At 59.1% G+C, this 17,909-nt stretch carries 16 protein-coding genes; 5 read left to right on the forward strand and 11 right to left on the reverse strand.

Annotated features, from left to right (window positions below):
* Window positions 1-11 precede the first annotated feature (11 nt).
* The gene (locus KXJ60_RS10780; protein ID WP_291127132.1) at window positions 12-1,133 is read left to right on the forward strand and encodes a radical SAM protein; all 1,122 of its coding nucleotides are present in this window, start codon (window positions 12-14) and stop codon (window positions 1,131-1,133) included.
* Here KXJ60_RS10780 and KXJ60_RS21680 read toward each other — a convergent pair.
* The 5 genes from KXJ60_RS21680 to KXJ60_RS10800 all read right to left on the reverse strand — a co-directional run bounded on the left by KXJ60_RS21680 (window position 1,069) and on the right by KXJ60_RS10800 (window position 5,219).
* A complete protein-coding gene (locus KXJ60_RS21680) occupies window positions 1,069-1,626 on the reverse strand; it encodes a GNAT family N-acetyltransferase (protein ID WP_363318065.1) in 558 nt (185 codons plus the stop codon). The two genes, KXJ60_RS10780 and KXJ60_RS21680, sit on opposite strands and share 65 nt — an antisense overlap.
* Before the next feature lie 792 nt (window positions 1,627-2,418).
* Window positions 2,419-3,261 (reverse strand): phytanoyl-CoA dioxygenase family protein, encoded by an 843-nt coding sequence (locus KXJ60_RS10785; RefSeq protein WP_291127080.1) that lies wholly within the window; start codon window positions 3,259-3,261, stop codon window positions 2,419-2,421.
* Window positions 3,262-3,410: 149 nt separating this feature from the next.
* Complete coding sequence (locus KXJ60_RS10790; protein ID WP_291127081.1) at window positions 3,411-4,133, reverse strand: autoinducer binding domain-containing protein; 723 nt, start codon at window positions 4,131-4,133, stop codon at window positions 3,411-3,413.
* Between the two features lie 34 nt (window positions 4,134-4,167).
* Complete coding sequence (locus KXJ60_RS10795) at window positions 4,168-4,605, reverse strand: hypothetical protein (RefSeq protein ID WP_291127084.1); 438 nt, start codon at window positions 4,603-4,605, stop codon at window positions 4,168-4,170.
* A gap of 200 nt (window positions 4,606-4,805) precedes the next feature.
* Window positions 4,806-5,219 carry an ACT domain-containing protein gene (locus tag KXJ60_RS10800; RefSeq protein ID WP_291127086.1) on the reverse strand — a complete coding sequence of 138 codons (414 nt, stop codon included), beginning with the start codon at window positions 5,217-5,219 and terminating at the stop codon, window positions 4,806-4,808.
* A 266-nt stretch (window positions 5,220-5,485) separates the two neighbouring features.
* Between KXJ60_RS10800 and KXJ60_RS10805 the strand changes: the two genes are divergently transcribed.
* Together KXJ60_RS10805 and KXJ60_RS10810 are read left to right on the forward strand one after the other, a co-directional pair.
* The gene (locus KXJ60_RS10805) at window positions 5,486-6,430 is read left to right on the forward strand and encodes a fatty acid desaturase family protein (protein WP_291127088.1); all 945 of its coding nucleotides are present in this window, start codon (window positions 5,486-5,488) and stop codon (window positions 6,428-6,430) included.
* Entirely contained in the window at window positions 6,430-7,692 is a 1,263-nt protein-coding gene (locus tag KXJ60_RS10810) for a hypothetical protein (protein WP_291127090.1), read from the forward strand. Before KXJ60_RS10805 ends, KXJ60_RS10810 begins: the two co-directional genes overlap by 1 nt.
* Here KXJ60_RS10810 and KXJ60_RS10815 read toward each other — a convergent pair.
* On the reverse strand, window positions 7,618-8,628 hold the full coding sequence (locus KXJ60_RS10815) for an HTH-type transcriptional regulator ArgP (protein WP_291127092.1): 1,011 nt from the start codon (window positions 8,626-8,628) through the stop codon (window positions 7,618-7,620). The two genes, KXJ60_RS10810 and KXJ60_RS10815, sit on opposite strands and share 75 nt — an antisense overlap.
* A gap of 246 nt (window positions 8,629-8,874) precedes the next feature.
* Here KXJ60_RS10815 and KXJ60_RS10820 point away from each other — a divergent pair, with 246 nt between their 5' ends.
* Window positions 8,875-9,174: a hypothetical protein gene (locus KXJ60_RS10820; protein WP_291127094.1), complete on the forward strand. Its 300-nt coding sequence runs from the start codon at window positions 8,875-8,877 to the stop codon at window positions 9,172-9,174.
* Between the two features lie 276 nt (window positions 9,175-9,450).
* Here KXJ60_RS10820 and KXJ60_RS10825 read toward each other — a convergent pair whose 3' ends face one another.
* From KXJ60_RS10825 to KXJ60_RS10840, 4 genes are all read right to left on the reverse strand, one after another.
* Window positions 9,451-9,681: an AlpA family phage regulatory protein gene (locus KXJ60_RS10825; RefSeq protein ID WP_291127096.1), complete on the reverse strand. Its 231-nt coding sequence runs from the start codon at window positions 9,679-9,681 to the stop codon at window positions 9,451-9,453.
* Between the two features lie 127 nt (window positions 9,682-9,808).
* Entirely contained in the window at window positions 9,809-12,109 is a 2,301-nt protein-coding gene (locus tag KXJ60_RS10830) for a hypothetical protein (protein ID WP_291127098.1), read from the reverse strand.
* A gap of 459 nt (window positions 12,110-12,568) precedes the next feature.
* Window positions 12,569-12,949: an H-NS family nucleoid-associated regulatory protein gene (locus tag KXJ60_RS10835; protein ID WP_291127100.1), complete on the reverse strand. Its 381-nt coding sequence runs from the start codon at window positions 12,947-12,949 to the stop codon at window positions 12,569-12,571.
* A 304-nt stretch (window positions 12,950-13,253) separates the two neighbouring features.
* Window positions 13,254-14,354, reverse strand: coding sequence for a DNA-binding protein (locus tag KXJ60_RS10840; RefSeq protein ID WP_291127102.1), 1,101 nt, complete (start codon window positions 14,352-14,354; stop codon window positions 13,254-13,256).
* A 598-nt stretch (window positions 14,355-14,952) separates the two neighbouring features.
* Between KXJ60_RS10840 and KXJ60_RS10845 the strand changes: the two genes are divergently transcribed.
* A complete protein-coding gene (locus KXJ60_RS10845; protein WP_291127134.1) occupies window positions 14,953-17,289 on the forward strand; it encodes a heavy metal translocating P-type ATPase in 2,337 nt (778 codons plus the stop codon).
* 296 nt (window positions 17,290-17,585) lie between these two features.
* On the opposite strand, the gene KXJ60_RS10850 is transcribed toward KXJ60_RS10845, so the two are convergent.
* The gene (locus tag KXJ60_RS10850; RefSeq protein WP_291127104.1) at window positions 17,586-17,870 is read right to left on the reverse strand and encodes a CopK family periplasmic copper-binding protein; all 285 of its coding nucleotides are present in this window, start codon (window positions 17,868-17,870) and stop codon (window positions 17,586-17,588) included.
* Between the last annotated feature and the right edge of the window lie 39 nt (window positions 17,871-17,909).

A 17,909-nucleotide genomic window follows, 5' to 3' on the forward strand; every position in this document is an offset into this window, starting at 1 on the left:
GTCTCTTTGATGTGGACCTGAACGTCACAGCGCGATGTAACCTGCGTTGTGACTTCTGTTCCGTTCCCGTCAAGACGGTAACAGAGCGATGTGATGAGTTGAGCTTGGACGAGATCAGAGATGTCCTCGCACAGCTTGATCGTTTGGGCACACAGGTAGTTCGAGTAGTCGGAGGCGAGCCATTTGTTCGTCGCGACATCGAGGGCATCCTGCAGGCTCTTGGAGGTCATGGCTTCTTCAGCTCGGTGCTAACTAACGCTACAGTGCTGAAGGCCCGACATCTCGACGTCGTTCGCGAATGCGGAGTGGACGCGATATCCTTTAGTGTTGACGGGCACACCGCCGAGCTGCATGACGCTTCACGCGGGATGCCGCGTGCTTTCGAGCGGCTGACAGCAATGGTGGAGAAGTGCAACAGCCTCGACATACGTCATCGCATGATGACCGCGGTCACATCTGCAACATTGCCTCACTTGAAAGCGCTTTGCCAGTTTGCGTCACAGCAGGGGTTTGAATCCCTCAGCTTCATCCTGTTAGGTATGGGCGGGGCGGCGAACTCAGCCCCTACGAGATTCCCTACCTATGTGGAATGGTCTGCAGCCATTGTGGATCTCACGCGCTTCCTCGCAACCGATCCCTTGCCTGCCCTCTCCGTGTCGTTATTGTTTCCACATGAAGATCCGACACCAGTCGAGCTGCAAGAGCCGCTGGAGCGCGCTGGCTTACTAGAGCAGATGCAGTCGGTGTGGCGGATTGCACCGGATTCGAATGCACGTTGGGGACGAAGTATGTGCCTAGCTGGTCGAAGAAGCATTGCGATCATGCCCAATGGGGACGTTTTCGGGTGCGACTTAATGCGAGAGTTGCCCGATATGTGCGCCGGCAATGTGCGCCGACAGTCTATCGAGTCGATCTTCAAACGCTCACCGGTTTTACTGGCCCTGCGAGACAGCCCGGAAGTTCAGGGGTGCGGTTCGCCAAGCGCAAAAGACTGGAGCTTCTCGTGTGGTCAGTGCCGGGCAGGTCTCCGACATATGCAAGCGCAAGCCCGTCAAGCGCGGCCAGGTGTTAGCGTTTCCGTCCACGCACCATTGCCAAGATTAACGCGTCGAACCATCGACCTCCCTCCTTAAATCGACCTGCGCTCGTTCCTTCCTCCTGAAACCCAATAGATTTGCACATGTGAATCGACATGGCATTTTCGGGACGAGCTTGCCCTTCTATGCGGTGCAGATGGAGCCTGCGAAACCCGAACCGAATCAATCCGCGTAAAGCTTCGCTTGCATACCCTTGGCGCCGATATGCAGTGTGTACTATGGCGCCGATACTAGCCATCTGTCGGTTGCCGCGGAGAACGTCGAAGAGCATCACTTCCCCGATGAACTCCCCTGTGCGCGCTACGAAGACGCCGAATCGATAGCTCCGATCCTCTAGCATTTGATCCAATCGGTAGTCGGTCATGCGCCCGAACTCCGCTCGATCAGACAAGGACACGGCAAGTGAGCCACCTTCCATCTCCGCCTTCGAAAGCTGCGATCGCCCACGCGTGCGCATACAAGCCTCGTAATCCGTCGGCTCAAGCGGCCTCACCCAGAGTCTCTTCGTTTTGAATTCGAACTCAAGCATGCGAGGAATTCTAGTTATGGCTGGTCAGTGGAACACTGCTCCGGCGGCGGCGTCTCGACAGGCTTCGCTTCGGCTGTTACTTGCTCGAGTTGACGTCGACCTTAGGTTTCTCTATCCCGCTGTCTGCGCGAGCGCCCCACCCATTGCCCTACATGCAGCGGAAAAACTGGAGCAGCTTGACAACAGCAGTGTGCTTCGCATTCCGGCCAGGAACGACTTGGAAGCATACCGCCTGCGTTGGCCCAAGGACGCGGTCCAAGCCTACGAAGGGAGCGTTGCAATAGCGCGGTCCGCTGCTGCCCGACAAATTGCTCAACGATGCGGAACGCAGAAAGTCTGTGTCTCGCCTTGGTGCGAGGGTGGAATGGTCGTTAAGGTAGGGCAGTCTCTTCTGGTGTCTTCTGAACTATTGGCCAAGCCTGATCTCCCACCAGCACCCGGAAGTTACAGAATAATCTCAATACCTGCGCCGCTCGGGCGTTCGCGACGCGGACCAGCACACATTGATCTGGACTGTGCTGTTGCACGGACGCAGAGTGGTAGCACGCTGTTGCTTGTTTCACCGCGACTAGTGGAGATCGGCCGCGCCGATGTCGAAGCAGCGTCTCGCGCGCTCGGTGCCGAGCTGTTCGTCGCGCCACTGAACGAGGTTCGTAGACGGGCACTCAACTTTGTTTACCTTCACCCGGGGTCTGTCCTAATGCCAGCCGGATGTCTGCAAACACAGACGCTTCTTGCGAGCCGTCTTGGGGTGGAAAACGTTTTGACCGTTCGCATCGATCGAAGCTTCAACTACAACGGGGGTTTCGGTGGGCTGGGCTGCATGTCTACTTTTCTCCCCCGAGAGATCTTGGTTGACGGGGGATCAAGAACTCCAAGCTCAGCTAAGCGATGAATCCAGCGACTCTGTTCCGAATGCTCTGACGCTCTCCACGAAAGAGGGTACATGCGAACCCCAGCCTCGCGAGCAGCGCGGTGATTCATCTGCATTTGTGCGTAGAAGGCACGTTCCTCCATTGGATTGCGTGGGTCGGCATAGTAGTTGATCTCAACCATCCGCCGCCCCTGTCGCCCGTTAAACGAAGCGTGCCAAAGAGGGTGTGCGAAGGCGATAACATCGCCAGGATTCGTGTGTAACACCTGCGCCGGCAGTTCACTACCGGTGAGGCCAAACGAGTCAAGGGGGGCATAGCACATGAGTCGGTCGCTGCGACCTGCTTGCCGATGAGATCCCGGAAGTACACGCAAGGCGCCATTGCGGGCATCAAGTGCATCGAGGTACATCAAAAACTTCACGCCCTTGTAGGGAAGGCTTAGGTTGTCGCTGTGCCACTGGGTGTCACCGACATGGCTAGTCCCAGCCACTTGAACGCAAATTGTGGACCTGCCGAGCAAGATGCTGGAGACTTCACACAGACGTCGATCAATTGCTAGCGAACCTAACGCCGGACTGTCTTCATCCATCAACAGGCGAATCAAGCGACGCTGTTTGCTCGCTCCAGAACGACTCGCCAACCCCATGCACTCGTCAAACTCCGTTGATAGCAGCGCCATCTCTTGCGGTGAGAATAGATTGCGGAACAATGCATAGCCAAAGGCGCTGAAGAATCGGCGATATTGCTGCTGTGTCTTCATGGGAATCTCGAAATTTCCGATGTCATCCTAGCTCAGCCCGAGCGCCTTGTCCGCCCAACAGACCCGGGAGTGCGTTTGCTCCGACGTGGGCATCTGCCAAAAAGTGATCTGGAAGGTTCGATCAATGATTCGCATCGACCGCATCCAGCCTACAGAATTCCGTAGAGACGGGCGATGCGGACGGCTGAACGCCGGTCAGGCACCCCCAGCTTGGCATTGAGCCGCTGAAACCGACAGTCGATGGTTTTGGCCTCCACATTCATGGTGGCGCCGATGACTTTGCTGCTGTGGCCGGCAGCCTCATGACGCAAGAGGTGCAGGTCGACTTCCGTAAGGCGCACTCCTTGGAGTAACTCTTCACGCATGGACTTTGCGATCCACTGATGCAGCTCCATGGCGAGCGCACGCGCCAGCACCCGAACTTGTGGGTAGTTCTCGCCGCCAAACCTGCCTGAATCAGCTGATCCCAGGCATAGGACGCCCACCCGGGAAAGGCCAACGGGGCTAGGGGCAGGGGCAACCAGGGTAGAGGAGAAGCTGTGCTCCGCGGCTGCGCGGATGAAGGCATTTTCTTCGGTTGATGAGCAGACCAGGTCGCTGGAGCGGATTGGTTCTGCGTCGGTTGACGCATGCCGTAGCCAGGGATCGTGTTCGAACCTCCGTTGAGACGCGTAGTCCGCAGCCCACGATGGATCGCAAGCCCACAGGGATCGAAGGGAGGTTCGCGTTGCATCGTCTCGAAGGCAACTCAGGAAGACGCCGGCATCAGCACCAAGACCTTCCACTGCCTCGTGAAACAGGCTTATCACTTCTCCAGTGGACCCCGCCTCTGCGATCAGCGGAAGCAGCTGTAAAACGCGAATGTCGTTCATGGCTGCATGCTCGCTCGACCGATATCCGCTGCCTTCAGCGATAGTCTGCGAATGCTGCATGACCTGCGCGAACCAGCTTGCTGAATAGCAGGCCATCTTCAAAGCGAAGTGGCTCAACCGCACACCAGTGGTCGAAGGTCTTCACGTCACCAAACACCATCGTCTGCACCAGCCGCATGCCCACACCTTGACGTTGGGTGCGCTCCATCAACAGACCGTAGTTGGTGGCGCGCAGCAGGATGGATACAGCGCCATCAACGGTGGCCAGCAACGTATCTCCCGGCGCTGCAATTGCAGCATTTCGGTTCCGAGTCAAAACGGAAGAATCAGCACGCTTTGCGACCAGCGCCGAGCGCTTGGCACCCAGAGGGCGAGCGGGCGCGTCGATGGGATCGATGCGGCGTTTGACCGAGGTTCTGGACAACACGGTTGGTGCTAATGCCATCACCATGGGAGTCTGAAAATTGTTCATCTCCGCCCCTGCAGATCGGGTTGACCGACAGGCCACGCGGTGCTGGCACCGAGTGACCCCCGCTTCAAGTCTCAACTGACTGGATAGAGGGGAGGGTAGACAAACGCGTCGCGCGATGTCAAAGGAAATCCGGTCAGGGTGATCAAATCTGCAGCTGGGTCAATCCCGCTAAACGACGACTACCCAATGCACGCGGCTCGTCAAATCACTGCGGGTGCGCTGCTTTGGCTCAAAGCCTCCAGCAACATAAACGCATCGTCGGCCCGATTCACGGGGATGAACAGGTGATCGTGGTGAAAGGCGGCGACCGCATTGCAAGGGATGCCTGCTCTGGCCAGGGCTGTGGCGATCATGGCCAGAAAGCCGATGGCTTCCAGCGACGAATGCACGGTGAGCGTGATGAGTTTGGCCTCGAAGATGTAGGGCACTTTGGCCTGAACTGCTTGGGAGCGTTCCACGATGGCCGTCAGTCCTTCTGATTCCCTGAAGGTGCAGATGGGAGAGAAGTCAACAGGGAGGCAGTGATCCTGGAAGGTGCAGTAGACGTAGGTCTCTGGCCGAAGCTCAGGGGCCATCAATTTCTGCAGCCGAACTTGGTCTTTTTCTCCGCTCATCCGATGGTCTCCTGCGCACGGCAATGGTGTTGGCTTTCGGTACTGATTATGGGCGGCTGGCGTTCGTCCGGCACATGCACAAGTGCGCAGTTGCGCCACCGAATGGGTCGGTTTAGCTGAATTGACGCACGGCCAAAGTTCCTAAACTCCGGCGTCCAAGAGGGATCTGCTGCTACCGTCTGGCGCAGCCTGGAACAGTCTCCCGCCAACCACTGCTTTGACCGCCGGGCATCACACGGCAAAGCACAGTGAGAAGGAGTGTCCACATGGCACCGACTTCCGAAGTCCTCGTGGACATGGCCGATCTTCGAGACCAATTGAGGCAGCAGGGCAGCCCCTACAGCGAATTGTTCAAGCTGCGTCCTGCGCGGGTGCTGCTCGATATTGCGTTCGATTGGGCCTTGATTCTGGGCGCAGTCGCCGCTGTCGTTTGGATCGATGCCGTGCTTGCGCCGTTGTCCGCGCTGGTGATCGCCAATCGGCAAAGGGCACTGGGCAACATCCTGCACGACGCGGGTCACCGGAATATCTTGCGAGAAAAAGGTCGGAACGATCTTGTCGCTCGTGCACTGGTGGCGCCAATGCTGTTTGCCAGCCTCTCCCGATATCGGGAAACACATTTCCAGCACCACCTGGAGTTGGGCCGCACGCAAGGTGACCCCGACCTGATACCGGGGCAGGAAAATCTGCCATCGCTTTGGGTGGTCAGTTTCACCAGGTGCTTGCTCTCATGGCCTACCTGGCTAGGCTCACTGAGCGGTCACCTGTTCCTGAAGGAGGTCAGCGTGCGGAGCAAAGCCTTCATCTTGGGATGGTGGGTAGGCCTCCTCGGTGTCCTGGCCCTGTTGGGTGGTGGCGATTTTGCGTTGGCTTTTGTGTTGCTATGGCTAATTGCGCGGGCGACGTTCTTCCATTGCATCACCACCTTTCGCGAGATGTGCGATCACTTCGGACTGCAGCCGGGTGGGGTGTTTGGCTTCACTCGTGACATGGTCTGTCACGGCCCCTGGCGCTGGACCATTCATCCGCGCAACAACGGCTACCACCTCACCCACCATCTGTTGCCAGCGGTTCCGTACTACCGACTTCCCGAAGCTCACGCACTGCTGTGTCAGTTGCCCATGTTCGAGGATCGATCACACATCTGCCGCGCCTACTTTCGCACCGCGAATGCGGTGATAGCCGATTGGCAGAGCAGGGCGGCGAAGTGATGGATCGCGTCCTGAGCAGCGTCCAGATCGCGGCGTTGTTGGTGTCGGCCAGCTACGGCATCGGCTTCTTGTTCGGCTCTGGGGAGCTGGCCCTGACCCACGGGATGGCAGGAAGCATCTACGGCATTGCCACTGGGTTCGGCATGCTCGCACTTGCACTGGTGGCAAAGCCTTTGTGGAGGTCTGGCTTGTCAGTGTGGGACTTGTTTGGGCGTGCCTACGGCACACAACTGCGCGGCTTGGTGGCGGCGCTGTCTCTGGTCTGGATGGCAGGTGTGCTCGCCGCACAGATTCATGGCGGAGTGGCTGTCGCCCGCTTGCTGGGAGTACCCGATCCGCATGGACTGATCGTCGTGCTGGGGCTGATCTACGCTGCAGCACAGATGAGCTTGCGCATCGCGTCGGGCGTCTTTGCTGGATGTCTCCTGTTGAGCGGGTTGGTTCTGGTGTACGCGCTCGTAGCTGCTGATGGGCTGGCACTCTACCTGGGGGCAGTACCTAGATTTGTGGAGGATCTGGATACCTTCAGTCCAACACAACTGGGCACCATGTCGCTCGCCGTTTGCCTACTGGTTGTCACGGGGGCCGACTATCACCAGTTCGTGATGTCTGGTCGAACCGCCCGGAACGCCGTGGTCGGGTGCGCCATGGCCGGACTGGCGCTGATTCTCATTGGGTTCTTGCCAGCGGCTGTTGTGATGGCCATGCAGTCAGGCGGTGTGCTGGCGGACATGCCAGATGGCAAGCAAGTCATCCCCTGGGCGTTGTCCCACGCCGTAGGCGGCCTTGCTGGGGGACTGGGAGCCGGCATGTTGGTCGCACTGTCTCTTGCTGCGCTGGGTTCGGGTGCGGCGATTCTGCGGGCCATGGCATCCGCGATGAGTACGACCCCGACGGGCAAGAGCCGACCCAGGCTTGCTTCGGCCGCAGCACTCTTCATCGGCGCTGCACTTGCCTCGCGAGATCAGGGCATCGTAGAAACCATGGTGTCGGTCAACATCATTTACCTGGCCAGCGTCGGTGTTTGCTTTGCTGCGCTGCTGGCAGATATCAGCCTCACGCACCAGCGTGCCAGGGCCACCGTTGTCGCGGGGCTTGTCGTGTCTGGATGCGTTTATGCAGCAAGTTGGCTGGGTCTGTTGGCCCCGCAGGCTGACGCTCTCTCGCTGGGCGCCGGACTTGCAGCATCAATGGGTGTTGCAGTCGGCTTTGGCCTTGTCGCTGGCCACCAGCGGGCTGACGTGACGAAGTCTTGTCGCTGAGTCGCCCGACCCTGCCACCACCTCCACAGAATCGTCAACTGCGCGCGAAACCAGCTCTCGCTGAGCCACCTTGACGATCAGCGCAGTGATGTCGTGAGCCAAAGGCGGTTCGAGTTCCCAGTGGTGCCAGTAGAGATCGACCATGACCCCGTGGTTGGGGCACAGGTCAATGAGCCGTCCACTGTCGACCAATGCTTGGGCCTGGGTGCTCGGTATCAGGCCATAGCCAGCACCCATTGCCACTCCCTCCAGCAAGGCCACTGGCGAAGGTAGAAAGTGTTTCGCGTACCGGTCAATCGAAAACCCGAATCGGCTTTTCAGGAAGTCGTCATGCAGAGAATCTTTTCGATTGAAGAGAACGGCAGGTGCAGCGAGAACCGACGGAACAGTCAATCCGTCTGGAAAGGCGCTCTGCGCGAATTCAGACGTTGAATAGCAGCGGTACTCCATGGCGCCGAGACATTCGGCCACGAAGCCGTCGGCTGCTTTGGGACTGGTCGATATGCACCCAATGACTTCGCCACGTGAAAGCAACTGAGAAGTGTGATCCTGGTCGTCTGCAATCACTTCCAGGGCCACAAGCTGGCTCAGAAGGAGTTCCTTCAACACCTCTGGAAACCATGTGGCCAATGAATCAGCATTGACAGCAATGGACAGGGGTACAGGGGCATGTGGTTTGGGTCGAGGCACCAGCTCCTGCAAGGCCGAGCCTTCCAAAATCCGCAACGCCTTCACGTGGCGGAGGAGCACTTCTCCCGCTGGGGTGGGGGACACTGGCCGATCCCGAAGCACCAGAACTGTAGACAACGATTCTTCGAGTGCCTTGATTCGTTGGGAGACGGCACCCCTTGTGATGCTCAATGCAGTTGCCGCTTTTTCAAAGCTCTGCTGCTCAATCACCACAGCAAAAGTTTCCAACTGATCACGATCCAGCATGGGTATCTCCCGATGTCTGGCTGACGCGGTTGCCAACCTGCGCCATTTAGGGGGTCAAGCAGAAAATGTGTCGATGGCTTTCAGGTGTCAATCGCTTCCGACAAGTTACGAGCGGTATCGAGTATTTGCCGATTCAAGACGGAAAGGCCAAATGGTGGTGCACAAAAATTACACTCGGTTGCCGTGCGGACTGAATCGTTTAGCGCGAAGTGGCACTCTTGAGCGACCAGATGAAGGAGGTGCTCCATGTGGCTTTTGGTCGCTCGTGAACCGAGACAAGATGCCCCCCATTGGCCGGGCAGAACAAGTCTTGCTGCGCTGGACGCGGTTGCGTGGCCTCTGGCCGCCGTTTTCTCGATCCTGCTGTCGAATCAGCCGCTCGGAGTCGTCGGCCCTGTGTTGACCGTCGCGGCTTTAGCGCTATCGGCGGTCCGGCTTCGCAGCGCCATCTCTTTCAACCACCGGTACCACTTCACCACCTGGCGATGGGGTGGGGTAGTTATCGGTCTGCTGATGATGGGCTTTGCCCTCAGGCTTGCCGCTTGAGGGCTGAGAGAGGCGGGGGGCGCTGATTCCGAAGCGGGCCGGATCATGAAGCCACTCAATCGTGTTGCGCCAGACCTTTCGGCGCCACGGGCGTGGCTGGGCCCAAGGGAAGGCGTATCGGGTTCGAAAGGCACCGGTAGCGTCTTGTCCCAATACGATCATGAGCATGTCCGCGCGCTTGGCGTCTGAATCGTGGATGACCAGATCGCCTGGCTGCCACTGTGTGGTGTTCGGATCGTGAATCAGGCCCATGCCACCCCCCACTCAGTGTTTCACTCAGTGAGCCGCCATCGGACGGCTCTCGCTCCACGCTTCAATGTCGGTGCTCCGCCATGCGATGGCATGGGAAGTCAGGCGCACCGGGCTGGGAAACTGTTTGCTTGCGATCAACCTGTAGATGGTTGACCGTCCAAGCCCCGTGATCTTCATGACCGCGTGCATTCGCAAGAAGACAAGCGCAGGCTGATCTCGATGGTCGGTCAATGAGCTTGTTTGAAGATGTTGCATGGCGCACCCCTGATAGAAGCGACGCCTTCACTATGGGGCAGAGAATCCGGCGCTGGCCGCTGGATTCAGCCGAAAATCATGCAGCCAAGTGGCTCTCGACGACTGTTCGATGATGCGTATAAGCGGGTCACTGGCAGGCAAGGAGACCTTGACCCTGCATCGCCAGGCCATCATTTCCGATCTCATCCCACACGGCACCTGCTTCTATGACCTTCACGAAGCGCTCCGCACTGAATCCGTCGGGGTACATCGTCGTCCTGCTGTGTGACTCGTCTTGATCATGGGATTCGGTGAGTTCTGGTGATGCAGTCCGAAACTCAGAGAGGTCTTTCAGAAGGTGGCGATCATCGCGAAGGGCGATGAGAATTTCCTCGACCGAGATCTTTAGGAAACCGGAGAAGCGTTGGTGATCGCTTTCGATGGACGTGTCGACGATCCACCCATGGTGATGCGTGATGCTCTGGCCGTCATTCAGACCAATGGCCATGCGGAACTCGGCGGAGCTTTCGACTGCGCGCAACACAGCTGCCATCTTGCGTTGCAACTGCAATCCGGCTTTCCTCAACGTCGTTGTGGCGTGCACCCAGGCATCACGTTGTGACTGGCGCATGAAGGTCGATTTCACCTCCAGCACGAACAGGTGACCGTCGCGTGCTGCGATCACGTCCACTTCGCCAGGATCGTCGAGTGCCTCTTCGCGCGGGGGCTGCCAGTTGAGCAAGACCCGAAATCCACGGGATTCGAGCGCCTTGGCCAGGCTGGCTTCGATCCGTTGAGTCTCTTCCTGGACATTGCCGCGCCGGGAGCCCAGCCGCCGCAGGTTGTTGATGGCCGCGGTGCTGTTGTTCTGCATACCGACAATCCAAGGCAACTGGACGAGCGTGGCGCCGAACTTCAGTACCGGGCGTTCAAACAGGTGGGGCTGAAGTCCTGGCTCGCGTTGTTGCAACCGTGCCGCCTGGACCGCCATGTCGTAGGTCCAGAAGTCCAGGATCGCAGACGCCATCCTGGGACTTCCCTTGGGCAGGGAGCTGGTGACCGTCCAGCCGGTGATGTTGGTGATCTTTGCTTCGCGCCCCGACCAGGTGATGGGCAGGCGGTTCTGCATCCCGTTGAGGAAACCCTCCATGGTCATCTTCTGGAGCGCAGAACGCCAGTCGCCGGTGGAGCCGAGTCGATCGGTGAAGGCCACGAGGAAATCGCGTTCGAAGAATGCCGACATGAGGTTGAGCGACAGCAGTGCTTGGAACACGTCGACAGACTCACCCAAGTCCGATGTCACTTCATCCGCAATACCGTAGACCTCTTGAAGTCGAAGCTTGGCTTGCAGGGCGCGGAGCCAGGCCATCCGGTTGGCATCGGCGTTTTCTGGTCGTCCGATTTCCCATCGACCTTGGTCAGCCGCGACATACTCGACGAACTCGTCCATCGCGCGGTGAAACCAGTAGTCGTGCAAACGCCTGAGCTTCCGGCCGTCGTTCTGCCAGGCGGTCCGAGCTGCTGGATCAATCTCCACGATCTCCAGGCGATCTTCGTGTCGCACAAACCTGATGGAATCGTCGTAGCAGAAGGCATCCGCAGACCGACTGATGAACTCGTTCAGCTCGACCTGCGCATCTAACAGCGCGTGGAATGCATGGAAGGTCTGCACTGCCTCGCTGGCACCAACACGTCCCTCATCAAACAGAATGGGACGGAGATGTCGGGCGACTGACAGGCCTATGCTGGCATCGTTCAGTTTCAATGACGACTCATCTGCCGTTTCCAGCTTCCAGGCTAGTAAATCATTGATGGCATGCCAGGCAAGTTCGGTGCGGCTTTCAGTCGCTTGCCCGGCCTTCATGGCTGCGATTTCTTTGCCCACCAGGCATTCGAAGGCGTAAAGGCTCGCATAGAGCAGGAAGTCAAAGGCCGATAGGTGGGTCAATCGATTCTTTTCGGCCTGCACAGCGTCCACTCGAAGCCGATGCGCCTGATCAAAGATGTCCAGCACGCGGCACAGCTCTCTGACTGCTGGGCAGCTTGCTCCCGCCAGCGTGAGTTCCGCTCGCCGGGGCGATTGCTGGTTCAGGACCAGCCCGGAGTACCTGACCGCCCGGATCAGCGCATCGGGCGCGATTTGAGCGACCGCATTGATCAGGCCTTCGACCGCAAGTTGCTCCTGACTGAGGTACCGGGCCAGGGCTAGGACCATGGGTTCGGTGGACCAGGCACTGGTGGGGCAGTCCTTCACCGCGCGACTCAACCAGAACAGTTTGTCGCGTTCCTTTTTGGCGAGCTTGTGTTTCCCCTGTGTCGCAGGCTTGCCATCCAGATAGGCGCTTGCAGCCCGTTCGATCGCCTCTTCAAGGGGATGGCCTTGGCCCAAGGCGCGCGTCGCCAGATCGTCGTAGTAGTTGCGTTGTGTGTTGGTGTCAGACGCTTCCATATGCCGATCATCCTAGGTCTTGCGCCGGTTTCGACGAGGAAGCGTTGGGCCGTGAGCGCTGGGGCGATTTTCTGGCTTGATGCGTGAGGGCAGGGTACGTCTCTGGGCGGGGCGACGTGAATCGATGGGCCGTCTTGCCAGGTCGACTGGATGGATGTTTTTCTTGCGACAGTTGTCCTCCTGGGTCAACTGCGGCGATTTTTTTATGCGGATAGGTGTACCTGGCGTGGACCAATCCCGGAGTTCGTTTGTTCCAATATCGCGTTAATTACTTTCATTCGACGAAATAAAGGAACATACTGCGGCATGCCTTCCGAAACCCATAGCCAGCGTGTCCTTGATCTGGCCGGTCAGAGGGGCCTCCTGCGCGCCAGTGACCTGGATGCCATCGGTGCAGGGGTCATCTCGGTTTTTAGGGAATCGTCGACAAAATTCCCTTGACCGGGCCTGACGTCAGGCTCAGCCGCCGTACGCGGGATTCCTAAAGTCTTCGAGTGCGGCGCCGGCCTCGATCGCCTCGACGAGCCAAGTCGGCCGCCTCCCCCTGCCGGCCCAGGTGTTGCCGGCTCGGTCGCAGTACGGTATTGACTCGTCCACCGGGTCCGGCGAAAGTGCCGCCCCGAGTTCATCCTCTGAGAACACATCCATTGGCTTCAAGTCGTACATTTCGATCGCCTGCCGAATCAGTTCGATCACCTCTTCCTGCTCAGCAAGATCACTGAGCGATTCCTGGAGGCGCTGCTTCATGGCGGTGACGGGCTTGACCTTCGGCATCGTGTGGTACTTCCGTTTGGCTTCAGGATGGTAGGTTACCGACGATCGACCGAGTAGCTGGTCCACGGCAACGGAGTCAGTCTAACCAGCACTGGCGCAGTGGTTCCAGTGAGGACCACAGATTGAATTCGCGGCTGGTCCAAGGGAATTTCCGCCGCATTTTGAGAAAAAAAGAAATGCAGCATCCACAGGCACGAGCTAAGTCATTGATTCTTGGTCGACTTTCCGCCGCTTTTTGAGAAAATCCAGAAACGACCGTAGCCTGAGAACTGCCCGCAACGTCAATGCATGTTGGGCAACCGTGCCAAGGCATCGGGGATGCGTTGGAGGGTCGGCAGGCAGGCATGTAAAAGAAACCGCAGAAACAAGCTTAAGTCCCGGTCCCCGTTGACTTTTTTGACTCTCTCTTGACTGATCGACTGGCCACGTCATCCGAGTTTTTCACTGCCAACTCAGGACCAAGATCCGTCGCACTGAATCGCTCCAGCATGGTGGCGACGACGTGTTCCTGCGCCGTGACGGATGCCCTGGCCGTCGCCAGCGTCAGTTCCAGCTGCTGATTCGCAGTGAGCAGTCCATCGACCTTGGCCTGCAACTTCTCGTTCGTGGTGCTGAGCTGCAGGACAGCAGCATCCTGCTCCACCAGGCGCCAGCCCAACTCCTCGATGCGCCTCTGCGCAAACCCCAGTTCCTCCTTGAGCGGCCGCAGGCCTCGCATCTCTTCCTGCGCTTGGTTCAGATCGCCTTGGGCGCGCGCCAAGTCGCCCAGCAGGCGCGCGTTGTCCTGCAGGGCGTGGACGGCTTCCTGCTGTTTGGCCGCCAAGGTCTCGTTCACGGCGCGCAGCTCGGCCTGCAGGTACTGCACCTGCTGCTCGTGCTTGCGCTGGTCCTGCTCGCGCTGCTCCTTGCTGGATTGCCGGAAATGCTCCAGCGCCTGGCGCGCATGCTGGTGCTTTTCTTCCAGGGATTGGCGATGGCGCTCTTCGGCCGCGAGGCGCTCCTGCAGGTCGGCCACCTGCTGCGTGAGCTGGATGCATTCAAGAAACTTGCCGCTCAGCGTTTCGCTGGTTTTGCTGTGAGCGGTTTTTTCCTCGGCCAAGGTGCGCTGGGTGTGCTCCAGTTGCTGGCGGGTGGACTGCGCCTCGGTTTTCAGGGCCGCGGCGGCTTGCTGCTGCTGGCTCAGCTGGTCGGCGTGCCTGGCCTGCGCCGTGGTAACCCGCTCTTCCGCTTCCTCGTTGACGCGGGCGGCCAGGCGGCCCACCAGGTCCTGGATTGCCTCGCTGACGGCCACGCGGCTGCCGGTGGCTGGCCCTTCCTCTTCCTCGATTTCCTTCAGGTAGCGATGGATGGTGGTTTTGGAGCCGCTGCCCAGCTCTTCGCGTACCGCATCGATGGATGGATTGCGCCCCGTGGCCCGCAATTTATCACGGGCGCGCAGCACTTCAGACTTGTAGATTCCGGCTCTGGCCATGGATCACCTCTTTATTTCGTCCTATGGTATGTACCATGATATTACATACTATTTATGAGGGCGGTAAATTGAGTTTTTAGGTAAAATTAACATTGGGTAATGGGAGATTATCCAATTTGATGTCATTTTTCAGTGGATGCGGGCTGATACGCATGGCACGCTGCTTTCGACGCCTATCTGGCGCCACTGTCTTGCCGGTGATTATTGCGAGCGCGCAAGCTCGTCGATCAGGTGGCGTTGGCTCCACCCTGCCAAGCGCGACCTAAACACCACGCCGTGTGCAGTTGGCTCTTGAATGCATGAGGAATGCGCGACTGTTCGTGAACTTTTTGTTGGGCGGATGAGCCATCGATGCACGAGTTGGGGATGGTCACAGCAACATGAAACACAGTAACCACGCTTGTTGCAGCAGCGCGTCTAAATCTGCGCGTGGAGCCGCTCCAACCAACCGCCGTCCATCTTCGAAAATCGTCGTCGAGGTACCGGTTATTCGGTGCTTCTTGGAGAATTCAACACTCTTGGAGCAGGAACGGCCACGGAGGGCATCGCAGCCATTCGCAGGACTCCGAGCGCACTCTCAACAACATGAAATAGGCGGATCAACATGAATGCACACCAACATCACGGCAACACCGCGCTGTCCAGATCGGCCTCGACAACGGGGCTGAAGGACCCTGTCTGTGGCATGACCGTCACCGCGAAGTCGGATCACAAGTTGACCCACGAAGGCCGCACCTTCTATTTCTGCAGTGCCAAGTGCCAGGGCAAGTTCGCTGCGAACCCGCTTCAATACCTCGCGCCCGAGCCACCCGCAGAGACCTCTTCAGCGGTGGCCGGTGCGATCTACACCTGTCCGATGCACCCTGAGATTCGCCAGGACCATCCGGGCAACTGTCCCAAGTGCGGCATGGCGCTCGAGCCCTTGCTGCCTGACCTTGACGACGATGACAACCCCGAGTTGCGGGATTTCCAGCGCCGCTTCTGGTGGACGCTGCCGCTCACGGGTGTGGTGTTCGTGCTCGCGATGTTCGGTCATCGCCTGGAGTGGTTCGACATGGGCACCCAGAGCTGGATTGAACTTGTGCTGTCGGTACCCATCGTGCTCTGGGCCGGGTGGCCGTTCTTCGTGCGCGGCGCACAGTCTGTGGTGAACCGCAGTCCCAACATGTGGACCTTGATCGGCCTGGGCACGGGTGCAGCTTTTCTCTACAGTGTGGTTGCCACGATCACGCCACAGGTGTTCCCGGACTCGTTCATTTCCATGGGCCGCGTCGCCGTTTACTTTGAAGCCGCCGCCGTGATCATCTCGCTCACGCTGTTGGGGCAGGTGCTCGAACTCAAGGCCCGGTCACAGACCTCGGCGGCCATCAAATCATTGCTGCGTCTGGCGCCAAAAACCGCCCGGCGCATCCGGGAAGACGGCACCGAAGAGGATGTGCCACTGACCCATGTCCATGTAGGCGACTTGTTGCGGGTGCGCCCCGGCGAAAAAGTCCCGGTGGACGGCGAGGTGACGGAGGGGGGCAGTTCAATCGATGAATCCATGCTAACGGGCGAGCCGATGCCCGTCAGCAAACGCGTGGGCGACAAGGTGATCGGCGCCACGCTGAACACCAGTGGCGCGCTGGTGATGCGATCTGAGCGCGTCGGCGCGTCCACCATGCTGTCGCAGATCGTGCAGATGGTGGCCCAGGCCCAGCGTTCCAAAGCTCCGATGCAGCGCATGGCCGACGTGGTGGCGGGCTACTTCGTCCTCGCTGTGGTGGGCATTGCCTTGTTGACTTTCTTTGGCTGGGGTCTGTTCGGTCCCGAGCCGAGTTGGGTGTTCGGTCTGATCAACGCGGTGGCCGTGCTGATCATTGCCTGTCCTTGCGCGCTGGGCCTGGCCACGCCCATGTCCATCATGGTCGCCACGGGTCGGGGCGCCACACACGGTGTGCTGTTCCGAGACGCCGCAGCCATCGAGAACATGCGCAAGATCAACACCCTGATCATCGACAAGACCGGAACGCTGACCGAAGGTCGCCCGACGTTCGAGCGTGTCGTCCCTGCGCCCGGCTTTGATGCTGATGAGGTGCTGCGCCTGGCTGCCAGCCTTGACCAGGGCAGCGAACACCCACTGGCCGAAACCATCGTGCGCGCCGCCCGCGAGCGCGGCATGTCGCTGGACAAACCCGAGAACTTCGAATCCGGCTCGGGCATCGGCGTTCGTGGGCAGGTGGCCGGACGTCAGATCGCGTTGGGCAACACCACGCTGATGGAGCAGATCGGTGTATCGGTCGGTGCTCTGGTGTCGCAGGCCGAAGCACTGCGCGCAGAAGGTGCCAGCGTGATGCACCTGGCGGTTGATGGACAGCTGATGGGCTTGTTGGCGGTGTCTGATCCGGTCAAGGCCAGCACGCCGGAAGCCTTGGCCACGCTCAAGGCATCCGGCCTGCGAATCGTGATGGCAACAGGCGACGGACTGACCACGGCCAAGGCTGTTGCAGCCCGCTTGGGCATCGACGAGGTGCACGGCGAAGTCAAACCGGCCGACAAGCTGCTGCTGGTGGAAAGGCTGCAAAAGGAAGGCCGCGTGGTGGCCATGGCAGGTGATGGCATCAACGATGCACCGGCACTGGCCAAGGCCGATGTGGGGGTGGCCATGGGGACCGGGACCGACGTGGCGATGAACAGCGCGCAGATCACTTTGGTCAAGGGTGACCTGCGCGGGATTGCGATTGCGCGCGCGCTGTCCGAAGCGACGGTGGGCAACATGAAGCAAAACTTGGTGTTTGCCTTTTTGTACAACGCGCTGGGCATTCCGATTGCGGCTGGTGTGCTGTATCCCCTTACAGGCTGGCTGCTGTCGCCGTTGATTGCCGCGCTGGCCATGAGCTTGAGCTCGGTGTCGGTGATTGGCAATGCGCTGCGTTTGCGGCGCGGCAAACCATGACGCGTCGGCTCTGCGACGGCTTGGCTTGGCGTCGTTGCGTCAAGAGAACACGCTCAAGCATGCTCCTGCGCCGGGCGAGGCCCGATGTCGGCATGGATCGCTGGTGTGAGTTCGGTCTCAATGACCGGCAATGAACAGCACCCGCGTGGCGCTTTGCATGTACGCAGGGGTCGCTGTGCAACTGGTGTCCAGCACACTGCCCCACAAAAAAGGAAAGCCCTCTCGCCGATATCGGTGAGAGGGACTGTGCGGTCAGGGTCCGTTCGACCGTCGCCGGCTGAAGAAATCGCCGAGGATCAGTGGCTGTGGCCTTTGTTCAACAGGTACGAAAGACGCGCAACTTCATTGCCCATCGTCGTGATGCTTTTGCCGTCGGCGGTCTGGACGACCTCACCCTTGCTGAGGTGGGTCACGCTGCCGAACTTGCTTTCCTTTGCCATCAGACCGTCTTTGAAAACGTAGAGCGTTTCACCGTTTTGCAGTGCGATGACCTGCTTGGCCTCGGACCTGGCTGCGTCCATCGCAAATGCCGGGGCCAATGCGGCCATTGAAAGGACGAGGATGCTGAGTTTGCGAATCATGGAGGGCTCCTTTGAGAACAAATCACATTGTTCGACTGA

This window comes from Hydrogenophaga sp. (assembly GCF_019264445.1).
In the GTDB taxonomy this organism is placed as follows: Bacteria; Pseudomonadota; Gammaproteobacteria; order Burkholderiales; family Burkholderiaceae_C; genus Hydrogenophaga.

Coding starts and splice junctions, on each gene's coding strand:
- KXJ60_RS10840 (WP_291127102.1), bottom strand. CDS start 14,354: ATGGCCAGAGCCGGAATCTACAAGTCTGAAGTGCTGCGCGCCCGTGAT.
- KXJ60_RS10820 (WP_291127094.1), top strand. CDS start 8,875: ATGTGGCTTTTGGTCGCTCGTGAACCGAGACAAGATGCCCCCCATTGG.
- KXJ60_RS10785 (WP_291127080.1), bottom strand. CDS start 3,261: ATGAAGACACAGCAGCAATATCGCCGATTCTTCAGCGCCTTTGGCTAT.
- KXJ60_RS10825 (WP_291127096.1), bottom strand. CDS start 9,681: ATGCAACATCTTCAAACAAGCTCATTGACCGACCATCGAGATCAGCCT.
- KXJ60_RS10800 (WP_291127086.1), bottom strand. CDS start 5,219: ATGAGCGGAGAAAAAGACCAAGTTCGGCTGCAGAAATTGATGGCCCCT.
- KXJ60_RS10830 (WP_291127098.1), bottom strand. CDS start 12,109: ATGGAAGCGTCTGACACCAACACACAACGCAACTACTACGACGATCTG.
- KXJ60_RS10790 (WP_291127081.1), bottom strand. CDS start 4,133: ATGAACGACATTCGCGTTTTACAGCTGCTTCCGCTGATCGCAGAGGCG.
- KXJ60_RS10850 (WP_291127104.1), bottom strand. CDS start 17,870: ATGATTCGCAAACTCAGCATCCTCGTCCTTTCAATGGCCGCATTGGCC.
- KXJ60_RS10815 (WP_291127092.1), bottom strand. CDS start 8,628: ATGCTGGATCGTGATCAGTTGGAAACTTTTGCTGTGGTGATTGAGCAG.
- KXJ60_RS10795 (WP_291127084.1), bottom strand. CDS start 4,605: ATGAACAATTTTCAGACTCCCATGGTGATGGCATTAGCACCAACCGTG.
- KXJ60_RS10805 (WP_291127088.1), top strand. CDS start 5,486: ATGGCACCGACTTCCGAAGTCCTCGTGGACATGGCCGATCTTCGAGAC.
- KXJ60_RS10810 (WP_291127090.1), top strand. CDS start 6,430: ATGGATCGCGTCCTGAGCAGCGTCCAGATCGCGGCGTTGTTGGTGTCG.
- KXJ60_RS21680 (WP_363318065.1), bottom strand. CDS start 1,626: ATGCTTGAGTTCGAATTCAAAACGAAGAGACTCTGGGTGAGGCCGCTT.